This window comes from Lysobacterales bacterium (assembly GCA_019634735.1).
GTDB lineage: Bacteria > Pseudomonadota > Gammaproteobacteria > Xanthomonadales > UBA2363 > Pseudofulvimonas.
Map to the genome: position 1 here is coordinate 175,353 of JAHCAT010000002.1, position 17,728 is coordinate 193,080.

Annotated in this window: 14 protein-coding genes; 8 read left to right on the forward strand and 6 right to left on the reverse strand. The window is 71.1% G+C overall.

Annotated features, from left to right (window positions below; genetic code table 11):
- Positions 1-4: 4 nt before the first annotated feature.
- A complete protein-coding gene (aroQ, locus tag KF823_03450; protein ID MBX3724953.1) occupies positions 5-448 on the reverse strand; it encodes a type II 3-dehydroquinate dehydratase in 444 nt (147 codons plus the stop codon).
- A gap of 302 nt (positions 449-750) precedes the next feature.
- Here aroQ and KF823_03455 point away from each other — a divergent pair, with 302 nt between their 5' ends.
- Entirely contained in the window at positions 751-1,389 is a 639-nt protein-coding gene (locus tag KF823_03455; GenBank protein MBX3724954.1) for a hemolysin III family protein, read from the forward strand.
- A 272-nt stretch (positions 1,390-1,661) separates the two neighbouring features.
- Here the strand turns inward: KF823_03455 and KF823_03460 are convergent, their stop codons facing one another.
- On the reverse strand, positions 1,662-4,211 hold the full coding sequence (locus KF823_03460) for a right-handed parallel beta-helix repeat-containing protein (GenBank protein ID MBX3724955.1): 2,550 nt from the start codon (positions 4,209-4,211) through the stop codon (positions 1,662-1,664).
- 728 nt (positions 4,212-4,939) lie between these two features.
- Here KF823_03460 and KF823_03465 point away from each other — a divergent pair.
- The gene (locus tag KF823_03465) at positions 4,940-6,433 is read left to right on the forward strand and encodes a S1 family peptidase (protein MBX3724956.1); all 1,494 of its coding nucleotides are present in this window, start codon (positions 4,940-4,942) and stop codon (positions 6,431-6,433) included.
- A gap of 60 nt (positions 6,434-6,493) precedes the next feature.
- Here KF823_03465 and KF823_03470 read toward each other — a convergent pair whose 3' ends face one another.
- A complete protein-coding gene (locus KF823_03470; protein MBX3724957.1) occupies positions 6,494-7,015 on the reverse strand; it encodes a hypothetical protein in 522 nt (173 codons plus the stop codon).
- A 152-nt stretch (positions 7,016-7,167) separates the two neighbouring features.
- Here KF823_03470 and pyk point away from each other — a divergent pair, with 152 nt between their 5' ends.
- The gene (gene pyk / locus KF823_03475; GenBank protein ID MBX3724958.1) at positions 7,168-8,634 is read left to right on the forward strand and encodes a pyruvate kinase; all 1,467 of its coding nucleotides are present in this window, start codon (positions 7,168-7,170) and stop codon (positions 8,632-8,634) included.
- A 20-nt stretch (positions 8,635-8,654) separates the two neighbouring features.
- Here the strand turns inward: pyk and KF823_03480 are convergent, their stop codons facing one another.
- The 3 genes from KF823_03480 to KF823_03490 all read right to left on the reverse strand — a co-directional run bounded on the left by KF823_03480 (position 8,655) and on the right by KF823_03490 (position 11,929).
- On the reverse strand, positions 8,655-8,804 hold the full coding sequence (locus KF823_03480) for a hypothetical protein (GenBank protein ID MBX3724959.1): 150 nt from the start codon (positions 8,802-8,804) through the stop codon (positions 8,655-8,657).
- Positions 8,805-8,888: 84 nt separating this feature from the next.
- Positions 8,889-9,509, reverse strand: a complete 621-nt coding sequence (locus KF823_03485) for a hypothetical protein (protein ID MBX3724960.1) — start codon at positions 9,507-9,509, stop codon at positions 8,889-8,891.
- A 167-nt stretch (positions 9,510-9,676) separates the two neighbouring features.
- The gene (locus tag KF823_03490) at positions 9,677-11,929 is read right to left on the reverse strand and encodes a hypothetical protein (protein ID MBX3724961.1); all 2,253 of its coding nucleotides are present in this window, start codon (positions 11,927-11,929) and stop codon (positions 9,677-9,679) included.
- A 175-nt stretch (positions 11,930-12,104) separates the two neighbouring features.
- On the opposite strand from KF823_03490, the gene KF823_03495 reads away from it, so the two are divergent.
- The 5 genes from KF823_03495 to KF823_03515 all read left to right on the forward strand — a co-directional run bounded on the left by KF823_03495 (position 12,105) and on the right by KF823_03515 (position 17,728).
- Positions 12,105-13,109, forward strand: coding sequence for a fructose-bisphosphate aldolase class I (locus KF823_03495; protein MBX3724962.1), 1,005 nt, complete (start codon positions 12,105-12,107; stop codon positions 13,107-13,109).
- 125 nt (positions 13,110-13,234) lie between these two features.
- Entirely contained in the window at positions 13,235-14,428 is a 1,194-nt protein-coding gene (locus tag KF823_03500) for a cell surface protein (GenBank protein ID MBX3724963.1), read from the forward strand.
- Positions 14,429-14,450: 22 nt separating this feature from the next.
- The gene (locus tag KF823_03505) at positions 14,451-14,900 is read left to right on the forward strand and encodes a hypothetical protein (GenBank protein MBX3724964.1); all 450 of its coding nucleotides are present in this window, start codon (positions 14,451-14,453) and stop codon (positions 14,898-14,900) included.
- Positions 14,897-16,234 carry a hypothetical protein gene (locus KF823_03510; protein ID MBX3724965.1) on the forward strand — a complete coding sequence of 446 codons (1,338 nt, stop codon included), beginning with the start codon at positions 14,897-14,899 and terminating at the stop codon, positions 16,232-16,234. The genes KF823_03505 and KF823_03510 overlap by 4 nt, the downstream gene beginning before the upstream one ends.
- Positions 16,235-16,558: 324 nt before the next feature.
- On the forward strand, positions 16,559-17,728 hold the full coding sequence (locus KF823_03515; GenBank protein ID MBX3724966.1) for an efflux RND transporter periplasmic adaptor subunit: 1,170 nt from the start codon (positions 16,559-16,561) through the stop codon (positions 17,726-17,728).

The window sequence follows — 17,728 nt, forward strand, 5'->3', positions numbered from 1 at the left end:
GGCGTCAGGCCGCCGCCAGGCGGGCCAGCGCGGCGTCCAGGGCCAGGGCGTAGCTGTGCGGTCCGAACCCGGCCACCAGGCCGACCGCCAGGTCGGCCAGGTAGGAGTGGTGCCGGAACGGTTCGCGGGCGTGCGGGTTGCTCAGATGCAGCTCGATGAAGGGGATCGCGACCGCCGCCAGGGCGTCGCGCAGCGCCACGCTGGTGTGCGTGAACGCCGCCGGATTGATCAGGATGAACGCGGTGCCGTCGCCTCCGGCGGCCTGGATGCGTTCGACCAGGACGTGCTCGGCGTTGCTCTGCAGGCATTCCAGCCGGTGGCCGGCGGCCCCGGCCCGCTCGACCAGGCTGGCCTCGATCTGGGCCAGCGTGGCGCTGCCATAGATCGCCGGCTCGCGGTTGCCGAGCAGGTTGAGGTTGGGTCCGTTGAGCAGCAGCAGGCGGGCCACGGGCGATCCGGGGCGGGGCGGGCGGCCAAGTGTGAAGCCGGTGTCGCGATCTGTCCAGATGCCGGCCAGATCGGCGACGTTCGCGACAATTCGCGAGCGTATGGCGGGTGTCCGGGGGGGGCAGGGTGTCGGGAAGTGGAAGACGGCTGTCGGGAATCATTTCTCGGGCGGAGACTTCCGCAGTGGGCGCGATCCGGTGCGGGCGCTGCACCCGACACCCCGCCGCACCGGTGTGCCGCGCGCGGAAATTGTCCCTGACACCCTTCGCGGCGTATGCTGCATCGCCGCAACGGGAGCGATCCATGGCGCCACGCTACCGACCCGCCGAGGAACTGGCCAACAGCCTCAGCCACGGCCTGGGCGTGGTCCTGAGCATCGTCGGCCTGGCCGTCCTGGTCGGTTTCGCCAGCGCCCGCGGCAGCACGGTCGACGTGGTCGCCAGCAGCATCTTCGGCGCCACCCTGGTGCTGGTCTACACCACTTCGACCCTCTATCACGGCATTCCCATCGATGCCGCCAAGCGGGTCCTGCGCACGCTCGACCATATCGCGATCTTCCTGCTGATCGCCGGCACCTACACGCCGTTCACCCTGGCCGCCATAGGCGGCCGCGCCGGCTGGACGCTGTTCGCGGTGATCTGGGGCCTGGCCGTGCTCGGCATCCTCTTCGAACTGACCTTCCTGCGCCGCTGGACCTGGCTGGCGGTCGGCCTGTACCTGCTGATGGGCTGGGTCGGCCTGGTCGCGATCAAGCCGCTGGCTGCGGCCATGGACACCGGCGGTCTGGTGCTGCTGCTTGCCGGGGGCGCCGCCTACACGATCGGCGTGGTGTTCTACGTATGGCGCAAGCTGCCCTACGGCCATGCGATCTGGCACGGCTTCGTGCTTGCCGGCAGCGTCCTGCACTACCTGGCGATTCTCTTCTACATCGTGCTCGACTAGCGCGAGCGCGACAAGGGCGCGAAAAAGGTGTCAGGGCGAAAAGGGTGTCAGGGACATTTTCCCGTGCGGCGATCTCCGCACATCGCGAAGTCCGGCGCGGGAAAATGTCCCTGACACCCTCGCTGCCGCGGCGCGGGAAAATGTCCCTGACACCCTCGCTGCCGCGGCGCGGGAAAATGTCCCTGACACCCTCGCTGCCGACACCCCCGCTGCCCCCACCCCGCCGCGCCGCCCCCGCCCCGCCGCGTCCTGAAACGCCGCCATGCCGCGCGTCAAGGCACCTCGAAGCCATCGGCGAAGATCACGTCGCCGATCCCGAACGCGAAGGTCTGGCAGCGGCCGAGCTCGGAGGTGCCGAGGTCGCGGTAGCTGACGAACGGCGGCACGCCGCTGGTCTGCAGGCGGGTCGCGGTAGCCATCACCCGGCGCTGTTCGTCGAAGTAGGCCGGGTTGCCGGCGCGCTGCAGGCCCACACCCTGGAAGCTGCCGCTGCCGTTGGTGGAGAAGCTGCCGCCGCTGACCTGGATCACCGTCGAGCCCAGCCAGTCGCGCGCCTGGCCCCAGGCGCCGACCGGCACCGGTCCCAGGTTGAGGTTCGTGCAGCCGGGTGCGCCGTAGAAATCGATCCGGTACCAGCCGTTGGCCGTGTTCAGCGTTCCGGCGGCCCAGGCGGTGCCGGCGTCGCCGAGCACGCTGCTCAGGCGCGGCTTGTTCTGGGCGTCGTTGCCCGCGCCGATCGGGGGCGGCTGGGCATTGTTGACGTCGGCGAAATTGATGCCGTCGTCGCCCAGGTCGATGCCGATGCCGGCGTTGTCGTGGAATTCGTTGCGGCGCAGGGTGTTCTGCCGGGCCGCCGCGACGGTGATGCCATCCAGGCCGCTGAAGGCGATGCGGTTGTCGTTGACCCGGTTGCCGTCGGCGCCGTTGCGCACCAGCACGCCGTGGCCGCCGTTGCCGCGGTTGGCGCAGGTGGCGCAGACGGCCGGGATGCCGATGCGATTGCCCTCGATGCGATTGGCCATGGCCAGGGCGCCGTCCAGCTCGATGCCGTGCGAGGTGCTGTTGGATACGACGTTGCCGCGCACGATGCCGTCGAAGCCGCGGATCAGGATGCCGCGATTGTTGCCGCGGACGTCGCCGCCGCTCTGGGTGCCGATGTAGTTGTTCTCGATGGCGGTCCGCGACGGCTGGGTGCTGCCGCTGCCGGAAACGTTGATGCCGATGCCGGTGGCATTGGCGATGACGTTGCGGTCCGCCGGCTCCGGGCCGCCGATGCGGACGCCCTCGACGGCGGCGCCGACCCGCACGCCGGTGGCCGAGGGCAGCAGGGCGGTACCGACCGTGCCGCCGACCTGGTTTCCGGTGAAGCGGTGGTCGCGGCCGCCGATGAACTGCGCCGCGGCGATCGAATGGCCGGAGAAGGCAATGCCCTCGATGCTGACCGTGGCGTTGGCCGAAGCGCCGGTGTTGACGTTGAAGCCATAGGCACCGGTGATCTGGTTGGCACCGCTGAGCACCACGCACAGGGTGGCGTTCCAGCCCAGTACGGCGGTGTTGCGGGCCGAGCCCGGCTGGCTGTAGCCCTCGATGGCGACCGGATGGATGATGTCCGGCAGCAGGCTGGCCAGGGTGATGGTGCGCGGGCAGGCACCGGCGATGTTGAAGCGGATGGTGTTGAGGTCGGGCGCGGCATTGGCGTCGATCAGCGCCTGGCGCAGCGAACCGGGGCCCGAGTCGTTGGCGTTGGTCACGGTCAGCACCGGGCTGGTCGAGCCGATGTTCGACTCGAAGGCGCCGCGGTCCGGGGCCTGGCCGAACCAGCGCGGGTTGCCCTCGAAGTCCAGCTGGCCCACCAGGTTGACGTCGGTGCGTCCGGAATTGATCGCCGGCGAGGCGCCCTGCAACCGGAAGTTGCCGCCGGCGGCGTCCACGAACAGCGGGTCGACGTTGAGGGTCGCCACCGGTGCCGAGGTCAGCGGCCGGTTGGCGTCGAGGGTGGCGTAGATGTTGTTGCGCAGGGTGGCCGGGATGTTGGGTCGCGAGGGATGCTTCCTCAGCCGGATGTCCACTGGCCCGTTGTTGCGGAAGATGGTGCTGTGCAGGTTGATCGACCAGTCGTTGGCATCGGCCGCCAGGTCGGTGCCGACGCACAGGGCGCCGGCCCCTTCGCTGGCGACGAAGGTGCTGTGCCGGATCACCAGCCGCTCGAGGTAGTCGAACACCCCGTCGACCTCCAGCGCGCAGCTGGTGAAGGGCAACGCCGGTGAGGACGCGTTGCCGCCACGCCAGAACACGCTGTTGTCGATCACCACGTCGGTGGTGAACCCGACGAAGGTGGAACGGACGCGGTCGAAGACCACGCGCGAGATCCGCAGGCTGCGTTCGGGTGAACTGGAGGTCTCGGTACGCAGGTCGAGCGAGTTCAGGTTGAAGAAGCGCAGGCGCTCGAGCTCGAGATCGCCGGTTGCTCCCCCTGTGGTCTTGATGTTGACGAAGCGGGTGGTCAGCTCGCGGCTGCTGGTCAGGGTGGTCGCGGAAGGATCCTGGCTACGGCTCGTGCAGGAAGCGTTGTAACCGCCCAGGAGCGAGACCGGACGCCCGGCCGGCGTCCCGGCGGCATCGTTGCCGAGCGGCGTCAGCGCCAGGTCGTAGGCGCCCTGCGCAAGGCGGATCACCAGCGGCTCGCTGGAGCTCGCCTGCGCCACCGCCCAGGCCAAGGTGAACTCGGGCTCATTGCGGACGCAGCGTTCGACCTGGGCAGCGGCCTGGGACGCCGCCAGCAGCGGGAGGGTCAACACGATCGCGCGGGCGGCAAGTGGCATCTCGGGGCTCCTTTCGATGGTGGCGCATGCGACCGGCGCTCCGGGCCGGCCAGGATCGCCCTTGTCCAGGCCGGTCCACTGACGCCTGGGACTGGGCGCCAGGGACGCCGTACCTGCCAGCTCGCCGTTCCTGGCTCTGGGGCGCAGTCCGAAGGGTCGATTGCGACCCGGGCCTCCACAGAATCCCGTGGCGCGGAAAAGCGAACAGCACTTGGGCCGGCGCCCCCGGACGGCGGATCGGCCGCTGCGCCAGCATGGTCGGCGCCAACGGGAGCGGGCAGATCCCCGATCTCCCGGCCTGGATGGCCAGCGGACTTGCCCTTGGCGAGTTGCTGGCCGGGGGGCGCGATCGATGCCGGCGCAGGCCGGCCGGCAGGGCCCCAGGCGCACCACTGAGCCTGTCGGTGCATGCACGGCCCTGCCGCCCGGGCAAGGGCGTCGGTCGTCCACCCGTCGCGCAGGTCGACCCGTCCGATGAGCATCGACCCCGACGTTTGCGTGAAATGCATCATAAAAACAACGACAGACAATGCATAAAACTGTAAATGAACACTGCGTATGATGAGGACGCCCACCACGCTCCTCCGGGGCACTTCGGCAACCCAGGGCCACGCGGCCCTGTCCGGTGGCCGAGGCAGTCCGGTGCGCGGTAGGCGACGCCTGTTGCATTCGTTCCCGCATCCGGCCTGCGGATGCGGCATTCATCAGACAATCGGAGAACGAGCACCATGAAATGCGAACGCGATTCCCGCAGGGCTTGGCTGCGGTCGCCGGCCTCCCTGTGCCTGGCGGTGGCGACCTCCCTCGTAGGCGCCGTGGCACTGGCGTCGCCGGCGGCATCGATCGACCCGCTGACGGTCCAGGAGCCCGACCTGCTCGTGGCCATGCAGCGCGACCTCGGTGTTGCGCCGCATGAGGCCGGCCCGTGGCTGCAGCAGCAGGCCCGGATGAGCGAGCTGACGGATTTCTACCGGGCCTATCTCGACGAGTCCTTCGCAGGCGCCTGGATCGCCCAGGACGCGCAGGGCGGTGCCAGGCTCGTGGTCGCTTCGAACGCGCCGGAGCGGCGACGCCCCCGCCATGCCGAGGTCGATCTGGTCCAGGTCGACTACAGCCTGAAGGAACTGCAGGCGATGACCGCCGCCCTCGACCACGTATACCGGGGTTCGGTGCTGCGGCGTCCGGGGGGGCTCGTGATCGCCGGCTGGTATGCGGACGTCGAGCGCAACCGGATCGTCGTCGAGTTCCTGGATGGGCACGTCGAGCCCGCAATCGACCTGGTGGCTGCCAGCGGAATCCCTGTCGCCGCGGTCGATCTGCGTGCGGTCGACTCGATGCCGGCGCTGGCGAACAGCATCGTCGGCGGTCAGCGCTACAACCTCAACAGCGGGGGCTGGTGTTCGATCGGTTTCTCGGCGCGCCGTGCCGGCCAGGACGGCTACGTCACCGCCGGCCACTGCGGCCAGGTCGGCACTGGAACCACCGGATTCAACGGCCTCGCCCAGGGCGTGTTCGAGTGGTCCGTGTTCCCGACCGCCGACAGTGCGTGGGTACGCATCACCAACCCGGCCTGGACCCTGACGCCGCAGGTAGAGACCAGCAGCGGACTGCTGGCCGTGGTCGGTCAGAACGAGGCGCCCGTCAACGCCGCGATCTGCCGGTCCGGCGCGCGTACGGGATGGCGTTGCGGAACGGTGACCGGCCTCAACCAGACCGTCAACTACCCGCAGGGGACCGTGTTCGGATTGACGCGGGCCTCGGCCTGCGTGGGCCAGGGCGATTCGGGCGGCGCCTTCATCACCCCGGACGGCCACGCCCAGGGCGTCACCAGCGGCGGCCAGCTCGGCTCGGACGGGACCAATTGCGGCTTCGCCAATCCGGTGACCTTCTTCCAGCCGCTGCAGTCCTTGCTGGCGGGTGCGGGTGCCACCCTGGTTACCGGCAGTGGCGGTGGCGGAAGCCCGCCGACGATCACGGCATTCGTGTGCCCGGATCGCTTCAACAGCGGCTCCCTCATGTTCATGTGCTACGTGGAGTACCAGTCCGCGTCCCCGGCCCAGGCCCAGTGGCAGAGTTCCCACCAGGTGCCCCGGCAGGGTGAGTGGTACTTCGGCCGTTGCGGCCGGTTCGACACGGTGGCGGTGAGCGTGACCGTCTCGAATGCCTTCGGGCAGGCCAGCCGCTCGACGACCTTCGCCTGCCCGACCTGGCCGATTCCGTAGCGGCCGGTCGCTGGGTGCGACCGGGGCGCCGCTTGCCGAAGGCTGGCGGCGCCCCGGCGTTCAACCCGTTTGCAGCGACCGGATCGCCTCGATGAACCTGCTGCCTTGCCCGGGCGTGAGGAGCACCACCGGGCCGCTGGCGGGCTCGAAGATCCACGCCGGGGTCCAGCGGTTGATCAATACGAAGGCACGACGGCGGTCGCGCAGGCGGTACCAGCCCCCACGGAAGCGGGGCAGCCCGGTGCCCATGGTGCGCAGCAGGGGGCGCGAGCCGCGCTCCTGGTCCAGGTCCACCTTGCGCCAACGGGTCGGGTCCAGTTCGGCGAGCGGCACGGTGTGGCGAAACAGGCCGTGGCGCAGGTGCAGCCCCCGGGCATCCAGTCGCAGCCGGCATGGCCAGACCAGCACGCCGACCAGGGCGAGCACGAACACCATGGCCGGGAGCAGCACCGGCGTGGCGTCCGGGTCCCTGGCCAGCGCCGCTGCCATGAAGCCGATCGGCAGCAACAGCAGGCCAGCGAGCACAGCCCAGGCCAGCGGAGGCGGAGCGATGGTCTCCTGGAACGCGGGCGGGCGGGTCATCTGCGGCCCCTTGCGGTGGGTGGATGGCAGTGTTCGATTGTCCATGCCAGGCCCGCCAGGGCAAGGCGCCGCCGGTGCGCGGTGCACGCGGACGGCCGGCGTCACGCCTTCCTGCTAACGTCGGCGCCTCTTCAGACGACTCCATGACCCCAATGAGCGAACACCTGCGCCGAACCAAGATCGTCGCCACCCTGGGTCCGGCCACCGATCCCCCGGATGCCCTGGCGCGGGTCCTGGAGGCTGGCGTCGATGTGGTCCGCCTGAACTTCTCCCACGGCGATGCCGAGGAGCACGGCCGCCGCTGCCGGGCGGTGCGCGAGGCGGCGGCGAGGATCGGTCGCGAGGTGGCGGTCCTGGGCGACCTGGGCGGGCCGAAGATCCGCATCGAGCGTTTCGCCGCAGGGCGCGTCGATCTGGTCGCCGGACAGGACTTCGTGCTCGACGCGCGCCCGGATGCACCGGCCGGCGACCACGCACGGGTCGGGGTGAGCTATGCCGGCCTGCCCGGCGACGTCGTGGTCGGCGACACCTTGCTGCTCGACGACGGCCTTGTCGCCCTTGAGGTCACCGCGGTGGAGCCGCCGCGCGTGCATACCCGGGTGCTGACCGACGGCCAGCTGTCCGACCGCAAGGGACTCAACAAGCTTGGCGGCGGCCTGTCGATCGACGCGCTGACCGCCAAGGACCGCGCCGACATCGAGCTGGCCGCGCGCCTGGGCCTGGACTTCGTGGCGGTGTCGTTCTGCCGCAGCGCCGCCGACATGGAGCTGACCCGCGAGCTGATCCGCCAGGCCGGCGGCGAAGCCGGAGTGATCGCCAAGATCGAACGCGCCGAGGCGATCGCCAACCTCGCGGAGATCATCGATGCCAGCGACGCGGTGATGGTCGCGCGCGGCGATCTCGGCGTCGAGATCGGCGACGCCGAGCTGCCCGGCCTGCAGAAGAAGATCATCCGCGAGGCCGTACAGCGGCGTCGCGCGGTGATCACCGCCACCCAGATGCTGCAGTCGATGGTCGATGCGCCGGTGCCGACCCGTGCCGAGGTGCTGGACGTCGCCAACGCGGTGATCGACGGCACCGATGCGGTGATGCTCTCGGCCGAGACCGCGGTCGGGCGCTACCCCGATCGCGCTGTGGCGACAATGGCCCGGGTCTGCCGGGGCGCCGAGCGGCAGTTCGAGGCGCGCCCGGACTTTGCGGCCCAGGACAGCGCGCTGGAGCGCACCGATCAGGCGATCGCGCTGGCCGCGATGTTCCTGTCCAGCCAGGTCGGGGTCCGTGCCATCGTCGCCCTCACCGAGTCCGGCGCCACCGCCCGCTGGCTGTCCCGCTACCGGACCCAGGTGCCGATCCTGGCGCTGTCCCGCAGCCAGGCCGCGCGCCGTCGCATGGCCCTGCTGCGCGATGTCTACCCGATCGACTTCGACGCCCCCGGCGGCAACCCTCAGCTTGCCGCCCGCGAGGCGGTGCGCCGCCTGCACGAGCTCGAGTACCTGGCCGAGGGCGACCGCGTGCTGCTGACCACCGGCGACCACACCGGGGCCCTGGGCGGCACCAACACCCTGAAGCTGCTGCGGGTCGGCGTCGGCGGCATCGCCGAGGGCCTGGGCGAGCTGTAGTCAGGCGCCGTCCGCGACGATCAGGCGCCGGCGCGGCGCGTGGCCAGGCCGCACGCCGACGGCGTGGCAACCGCCGCCGACACCCGCGCGGGATGGATGGCGCCGACGCAGTCGCGCGGCACCCATACCGGGCAGTCGCGCATGTGCGTGGAGAACGCAGTGGCCAGCACACTGCACCTGGACCTGGCGGCCCAGGGTCGCGAGCAGCACGAACGACGCCGCCCAGCCCAGCCAGTCGGCCGGTTCCATGGCCCTCAGTGCCGGGCCTTGGCCATGCCGTCGCGGGCCTGTTCGGCGCGCGAGGCGCCGATCGCGGTCTCGACGTTCTTCACCTCCTCGGGCGGCGGCAGCACGGCGGGCAGGCCCAGCGCCTTCAGCCACAGCTCCCGGGTCCAGCCGCTGGTGTGGTAGAGGTGGTGGGCCTCTTCCTGGGCGACCTCGTCATGCGCGGCGCGCAGCACGGCGACGTCCTCGCCCTTGCACTTGTCGGCGACCAGGCCGATCAGCGACCAGTTGAGGTGGTCCTTGGTCTCGGCGTGCACCACGCACTCGCCGGCGACCAGCTCGGCAGCGGCGGGATCGCCCTTGGCCTTGGCCAGCTGCATGGCCTTGACCAGGGCGGCGCCGATGTGGGCGACCACCTCGCGTCCCGGGGTGCGTGTCTCCGGGTCGAGGCCGAGCTGCTCGAACACCCCGAGCAGGATGCGGTGGTGGTTGCGGGTCTCATCGAGATAGTCCTGCCACTCCTCGCGCAGGTCTTCGTTCTGGGCACAGGTGAGGGCGGTCTGGTAGACGGCGATGCCGCCGATCTCGGTCTCGAGGGCCTGGTAGAGCAGTTCGTGCAGCTGTTCGCTGTCGGGGGTGTGACGGGCCATGGTCGGGCTCCTGCTGGCAGCGGCCGCGGGGGCCGGGTGCTCAGTCACGCAAGGCGCGTGCCAGCGAGGGTGGGGCGCCATCACGCGCTCTGCACGACAGGTCGGGGCGGCGCTGCAATGCAGAATGCCGGGCAGCGGCCGCGTCCTGCACGGCAGGACCAGCCCGCTCAGAATCCCCAGCGCAGCTTGACCAGCACCTGGTCGGCATCGCGCAGGTCCAGGGCGTCGCCGAACAGGCTGCCCATGCCGCGTCGGGGGCCGTGGTCGGGATCGTCGTCCCAGAGCTGTTCGCGGCCGCCTCGACCGTAGACCACGTACAGCTCGCGCTGTGGTGCGAACTCGTACCGATAGCGCAGCTGCACGCCGAAGCGGTTCACCGTGAACGGCACCAGGGCATCGTCGCTTTCCAGCAGGCGCCCGTCCGCGCCGATGCGATAGGCGGTGGGCCGCCAGGCGTCGATGCCGATCCATTGCACTTTCAGGCGCAGCTCGTGGCGTCGCCCCGGATGCCAGTTGGTGTCGAAGGCCAGGCGATTCTGGCGGCGGCGGTAGCTGGCGAGCAGGGTGTCCTGCTGCCAGATCAGCCAGTCCTGCGACCAGCGCGGCAGGAACGAAAGCCGGAAGTCCAGGTGGTCCAGCGGAAACCAGCGGACGATGCCCTCCGGCTGCGCGGCCAGACCGCCATGGTCGCCCTCCTGGGTGATCCACAGCCCGGCGAACCACGACCAGCTGCCGACGCGCGGGCTTTCCAGGTAGTTGTAGAGGCTGGCCAGGCGGGGCCGGCGATGGACGTTGCCATTGCCGCGCGAGATCAGGTCGTCGACGCCGCCGGACTCCCAGATCAGGTCGCTGTACCAGGTCGCGCCGGAACGGCTGACCAGGTTGCGGCTCAGAACCAGTGCCGACGGCAAACGGTCGCCCTGGTCGTTGTAGCGCAGTTGCGGCTCCACCGCCCAGGTCACGCTGCGCCGCCAGTCGTCGGCGGCGAAGCCGGTCTGCCGCCAGGTGCTGGTCCACTCCAGCTCGTTGTAGTCGGCGCGGCGCTGGTAGCCGATATCGTTGAAGTCCAGACGACGGTCGAAATGGGTGAGCTCCAGCTCGTGCTGGAAGCGGTCGGTCGGCGTGTAGAAGGCGCGCAACCAGGCGCCGGTGCCGTCGCGGCGGACCCCGGCCTCGCGGATCCGGCTGGCCAGGAGCTGGCCGCTGACCAGCCAGCGGGCGTCGGGTCGCCAGATCACGTCGACGCCGTTGACCAGGGCCTGCCGGTCCCGGAACGGGCGGTCGGCGAAGGTGCCCAGCCAGCCCAGGCTGACACCGTCGAACTCGCCCTTGAGCCGCTGCACCAGGAAGGCGCGGCCGAGGTCGTCGGCGTGGTCGGCTTCGAGCACCGCCAGGGTCCCGTAGTCGATGCCGGCCAGGCTGCCGTTGAGCTTGACCGCGGCATCGATGCGCGCGGCCTCGCCGTCGTGGTCGCTGCCGCCGCCGAACCGGCGCGTGTAGACCAGGCGCCCGCTGTCCGGCGTGCGCAGGTCGAAGATGCCCTGGTTCTCGGTGAAAAACGGCCGCTTGTCGGAGAAGAACACCTCGATGGCGCTGAAGTCGACCACCAGGTCGTCGGCCTCGACCTGGCCGAAGTCCGGGTTCAGGGTCGCGCTGAGCTGGAATCTGCCGGACGGCTTCCAGAACAGGTCGGCGCCGGCGCGCAGCTCGCCGGTATCTTCCAGCAGGTCGTGCTGCGCCGAGACATAGGGCACCACGGACAGCAGCCCGCGGTTGCGGTGGTTGTCGACCTCGATCCGGGTGAACTCGGAGACGAAGCGCGGCCGCTGGTAGCTGACCGGCGCCGCGGCGCTGCGCTCGTTGCGGCTGGCCACGACCCGGTCGAAGTAGACGCCGAGGGTGCGGGTCGGTGCGTCCGACTCGCGCATCGAGGCGACGCTCCAGGGGATCAGCATCTCCACCGACCAGTGGTCGTCCGCCTCGTGCAGCCCCCACTGCCAGACGCCATCCCAGTCGGTGCTGTAGATGTTCTCGTTGGTGATCACCTCGTCGGCGATGCCTCGGCCCAGGGTGACCATGAAGTTGTAGGCGATCCGGCCGTCGCCGTCGAAGTCGACCGCGAAATTGACGCGATCGGCGTTGATGCCGGAGTCGCGCGCGGCGCGCGGCCTGACCCGCGGCGTGCCGGGCGGCTGTTCGGCGACGAAGGCCACGGCCAGGCCCTCTGGCAGGGCGCGCAGCAGGGCCCGGGTCGGGTGGGTCGGCGCGCCCAGGGTGTACGGCACCGTGACCTGGAAGCGGTCGAACACCTGGGCCTGCGACCACAGGGGTTCGTCCGGGATGCCGTCCAGGACCAGCCCGGCCTCGCCCCGGGCGGACGTGGCGGACACCAGGAACAGCAGGAGGACTGTCGGGCGCACTGCGCGGTCCGGCCGGAACGGGCGCACAGGGTGGAGCCGGACGACGTTTGCGGCAAGCCCGCTGCGACGTCCGGTGGCCTTGGCGCGCCCGGGCGCCCGGCCGCCCCCCGGCTATACTGGGCGGCCCCGCGGCGGTGGTTGCGCCGCCCCCGGATCTTCCCCAAGGAGTTGCCGCATGAGCATCGAGGACCTCGAAGACATCGCCCAGGCGATGGTCGCGCCCGGCAAGGGCATCATCGCCATCGACGAGTCCACCGGCACCATCGCCAAGCGCTTCGCCGCGGTCGGCGTCGCCGACAGCGAGGAGAACCGCCGGGCCTACCGCGAGATGCTGCTGACCACGCCGAACCTGGCCGAGCACATCTCCGGCGCGATCCTCTACGACGAGACGCTGCGCCAGTCGACCCGCGACGGCGTGCCGTTCGCCAAGGTCATGGCCGACGCCGGCATCCTGCCCGGCATCAAGGTCGACAAGGGCACCTCGCCGCTGGCCGGTTGCCCGGGCGAGCTGGTCACCGAGGGCCTGGACGGGCTGCGCGCCCGCCTGGAGGAGTACGCCCGTCTGGGTGCGAAATTCGCCAAGTGGCGCGCGGTCATCAACATCGGCGAGGACATCCCGACCGGCACCTGCATCGAGGCCAACGCCCATGCCCTGGCGCGCTATGCGGCGCTGTGCCAGGAGCAGGGCCTGGTGCCGATGGTCGAGCCGGAGGTGCTGATGGACGGCGAGCACGACATCGAGGTCTGCTACGACGTCACCGAGGCCGCGTTGCGGGCGCTGTTCAAGGCGCTGTACGAACACAACGTCATGCTCGAGGGCACCATCCTGAAGGCCTCGATGGTGATCGCCGGCAAGGACTGCGAGGACCAGGCCGACGTCGACGACGTCGCCGACCTGACCGTGCGCTGCCTGAAGTCCGCGGTGCCGGCGGCGCTGCCGGGCATCGTCTTCCTGTCCGGCGGCCAGAGCGACGAGCAGGCCACCGCCCACCTGAACGCCATGAACCGGTTCGGTCCGCACCCCTGGCCGCTGTCGTTCTCCTACGGCCGCGCCATGCAGCAGGCGGCGCTCAAGCTGTGGGCGGCCGACATGGCTGGCAACTACGGCAAGGCGCAGCAGACGGTCTACGAGCGCGCCCGCGCCAACGGCCTGGCCGCGCTCGGGCAGTGGCAGGGCTGAAGCCGTCCGACCCTGACTTCCGTAAGTTGCCCGTCCGCGGGCACCTGCCACACTGGCGGCGCCGGCCGGGACCTTCCCGCCGGCGCCGCTTCGTTTCCATGACCCGTTTCGAGGATCCAGCCGCGATGAACGCGATCACCGTGCAGCCCCTCAAGCAGCTCGACAAGGCCCTGTCCGGCCTGCGCCAGATCGGCCTGCTGCCCGCCGACACCCGCTCCGAGGAGGCGCCGGTGGTGGCGCTGATCGATCGCATCGCCCACCTCGACCAGGACAAGGCGGTGGCGATCGCACGCACCCTGGCGCAGGCCAGCCTGTTCAACCAGGTGGTGCGCGACAACATCGACGCGATGCGGATCGGCGAGCGCTACAAGGCGATCGCCCAGGGCTTCGACTCGATCCGGGACGACGCGAAGCGCATGGTGCAGCAGGTCGAGGACGGCCGCATCGACACCTTCGAGCGGTTGTCCAACATCTGGATGAAGGTCACCCGCGGCGACATCCCGGCGCGCTTCGACAGGATCCGCGGCACCTACCTGGAGGTCGCCGCCGATTCGCGCGACCAGATCCAGCGCGAGCAGGTGATCCTCGAGGCCTACCGCGACTTCCGGGTCGCCCTGAAGGAGTCCCAGGTGCTGGCGTTTGGCCTGCTGCGCCAGGCCGAGGCGGTGCTCGAGCAGGCGCGCGCGTCACTCGCCCAGGCCGGGCAGGCCCTGGCCGATGCCGGCACCGACGACCGCGAGGCGCTGGCCGGGCTGGAGCTGGAGCGCGACCGCCGGCTGCGCGAGGTGCAGGACGAGGACAAGCGCTACCAGATCGCCAAGGACCTGGCCGAGAACCTGTCGATCGCCTACAACACCTCCGAGGTGATCATGGCCCGGCTGATGCAGATCACCGATGCCAAGGAGCGCGTGTACTCGCAGGCGGTGACCTTCTTCGGCACCAACGAGACGGTGTTCACTGCGCTGTCGGCCTCGTTCACCGGCATGCACGGCCTGCACGAGTCCACGCAGACCCTGGAGGCCATGAAGGAAGGCATCAACAAGAGCCTGGAGACCCTTGGCGAGGTCGGCGACGCGGTCCAGGAGGCGGCGATCCGCGCCGGTTATGGGCCGACCATCCGTGCCGAGTCTGTGCAGAAGCTGGTCGACGCCGTGGTCGGCTTCCAGCAGCGCGCGCAGGCGATCGTCGAGGAGATGCGCGCGCTGTCCGAGCGCAACGAGATCGAGGTGCGCGAGGCGGTCGAGGACGGCAAGCGTCGCCTGGTCGAGCTGGCCAGCCAGGCGCGGTCGCTGCCGGGTCCGGCGGCGACCGGCGCCTGAGGCCGGCGGCGGTCCAGCGACCATGCGCCCGGCTCCGCCCGAGTCGTCGGTCGGGACGTCGCGAGCAGCGGCGCCAACGGCGCTGCCCCTGGCCGATCCGGCCGGCGCGGGCGACGCCGATCGCCTGCAGGGGCTGATGCTGGCCATGGACGTCGTCGACACCCTGCGCCACCAGGTCGACCTTGCCGAGCACGCGCTGTCCGAACGCGAGCGCGACGCCGCCCTGGTGGCCCGCATCCGCTCGATCTACGCCGGCCAGGGCATCGAGGTCAGCGATGCGGTGATCGTCGAGGGCGTCGAGGCGCTCAAGCGCGACCGTTTCGTGTACCGGCCGCCGCGGCCCGGCCCCGGGCAGTTGCTGGCGCGCATGTACGTTGCCCGCGACCGCGCCTGGCCCTGGCTGCTGGCGGGCGGCGCGCTGCTCGGGCTGTCCTGGCTGTTGGCCCGCCTGCTGACCGGGCTGCTGCCATGATCCGCGGCCACCGCGCCTATGCGGAGATCAACGGCCGCATCGAATCGCTGCGCGGTCAGGTCGCCGCCCACGCGCGCAGGATGGGCGTACTGAGCGCCCGCATCGAGCAGCTGCATGCCGAAGAGGCGCGGCATGCCGCGGCGCTGGCGAAGGTGCGCCTGGACGCTGTGCAGGCGCGCGAGGCAGGCGAGGTTCTGGGTCGCGCCGAGCGCATCGCCGCCGAGGAGATGAGCCGCTGGCAGTCGGCGCTGGACGCTGTGGAGTCCGGGCTGGTCGCATCGCAGGCACGACAGGACGCGCTGGAACGGCAGCGCGAAGACCTGGCAACGGCAGTCGCCGCGCGCCAGGACCAGCGTGCCCGGCTGGCCGCCGCGGTGCGCGGCCGGCATGGCGACGATCCGCAATGGCGGGCCCTGTCGGAGCGTGAGCAGGCGCTGGCCTCGCAGGCGGCGCTGGCGCTCGAGAAGGCTGGCATTGCCGAGTCGGATCGCGTCGACAAGGGTCGCCCCTACGAGCGCGACCCCCTGTTCACCTACCTGTGGCTGCGCGGTTACGGCGGGCCCGATTACCGGGCGGGCGGCCTGGTGCGAATGCTCGACGGCTGGATCGCGCGGCGGGTCGGCTGGACGGTCGCGGCACGCGACTACCGGCTGCTCATCGCCCTGCCATTGCATCTGGCCGAGCATGCCCGGCGCCTGGAGGCCGAGCGCGCGGCGGCCCATGCGGCCCTGCTCGGCCGCGAGGCGCAGTTGCTGTCCGATGCCGGCGATGCCGAGCTGGCGTCGGCACAAGCCGAAGACGAGGCGCGTCTGGCCGGGCTGCTGCCGGCGCTCGCCGCCGAGGAGGCCAGCCACGCCGGCCTGCTGGCGCGCCGCGCCGAGCTCGCCCAGGGCGGCGACGAGTTCACCCGCCGGGCGCTGGAGACGCTGCAGGCGGCCGTGGCCGGCGTGCCGGCCGAGCGCCTGGCGCAGGCCGCCAGCGGAACCGCGCGGCTCGACGACGACCACCACGCCGCGGCGATCGCCGCCCTGCGCGAGCAGCGCTCCGGCCTGGACCGCGAGCTGGCGCTGGCACGCGGCGAACATGCCGGTGCGCTCGCCGCCCTGGACCGGGTCGAGGCCTTGCGCAGGCGTTTCCGGCAGTCCGGTTACGACCATCGCGATTCCGAACTGGACGATGGCCTGGACTGGACCGGCCTGCTCGACGGCGTGCTGCGCGGCGCCCTGGAGCTGGCACGGGCCTGGGAGCAGGTGGCCGGTCACCAGCGTTTCAAGGTGGCCAAGGGCATGCGCGTTCCTGAAGGCGTGTTCGACGACGGTCGCCGGCGCGACTGAAGCCGGGCGGTCTGTTCCGGACCAGAAGCGACCCGACGGACCGTTGTCCGGTCCGCCCGGCGTATACCCCCGGTCCCGGCCGGGATTCGCAGGCGCGGCAAGGAACAACGGCCGGGCGCGGGTCGCAGGTCCATCTGGCGCAGCCACCGAGACGATCCGAGTGCCGTCATCGGTGAACCGTTGGTGCCGCCGCCAGTCCACGGAAGCACCACATTTGCGCAGTATCATCAGCGACATAGCCGCCCGACGGCGGCCAGGCACGCGGCTGCCCGGCGCCTGTTTCCGCTGGCGTCCCCGCCCGTCCCTGCAACATGGATGTCACTCATGCCCTCTTCGCGCCCCGCCCTTGCGCGTTTCCCCCGTGCTGCCGTCCTTGCCCTGGCCGCGACCGTGCTGATCCCGGCGTGCGGCGGCGGTGGCGGGGGGCAGGCGCCGCGTGGCGCCGCGCCCCCGGCGACGGTCACCGCGCAGGCAGTGGCGGAGTCCGCCTGGACCGACAGCATCGAGGCGCTGGGCACGGCCCAGGCCAACGAGTCGGTGACGATCACCGCGAAGGTCACCGAAGTGGTGCGCTCGGTGCGCTTCCGGGACGGCGATGTGGTGCGCCGCGGCGACGTCCTGGTGGAACTGACCGGCGCGGCCGAGGTGGCCAACCTGCGTGAGACCCAGGCGGCTCTCAACGAGGCCCAGCAACAGCTCGAGCGGCTGGAGCCGCTGGTCGCCCAGGGGACCCTGCCGCGCGCCCAGCTCGACACCCAGCGGGCGGCGCGCGACAGCGCGCGGGCGCGCGCCGACGCGATCCGTGCCCGCCTTGCCGAGCGCGTGATCACCGCGCCATTCGACGGCGTGCTCGGTTTCCGGCAGGTGTCCGACGGCGCCCTGGTGAGCCCCGGCACCGTGATCACCACCCTGGACGATCTCTCGGTGATCAAGCTGGACTTCAGCGTGCCCGAGTCGCTGATGGCGAACCTCGCCGGCGGCCAGGAGATCGCCGCCACCAGCATCGCCTTCCCCGAGCGCGAGTTCAGCGGTGTGGTGACTTCGGTCGGCAGCCGGGTCGACCCGGTCAGCCGCGCGGTCACCGTGCGCGCCGAACTGCCCAATCCCGACGGGCTGCTCAAGCCGGGCATGCTGATGACGGTGGCGCTGATGAGCGCCCCGCGCCGGGCGCTGGTGATTCCCGAGCTCTCGCTGATTCAGGTCGGCAACCGCCAGTCGGTGTTCGTGGTGCGCGGCGACGGCACCGTCGAGGAGGTGCCGGTACGGTCCGGCGCGCGCCGGCGTGGCGAGGTCGAGGTGGTCCAGGGCCTCAATGCCGGCGAGGTGATCGTCGTCGAGGGCGTCGGCAAGTTGCGCTCGGGCCAGGCGGTGACCGTCGTCGATCGGCCCGCAACGGCCTCCGGCCCGCGCGACGCCGACGCCCCCGCCGAGGCGCCGCCGCAGGCAGTGGCCGATGATCCGGCCGACGCGCCGGCTGACGACCCGGAGTCCTGA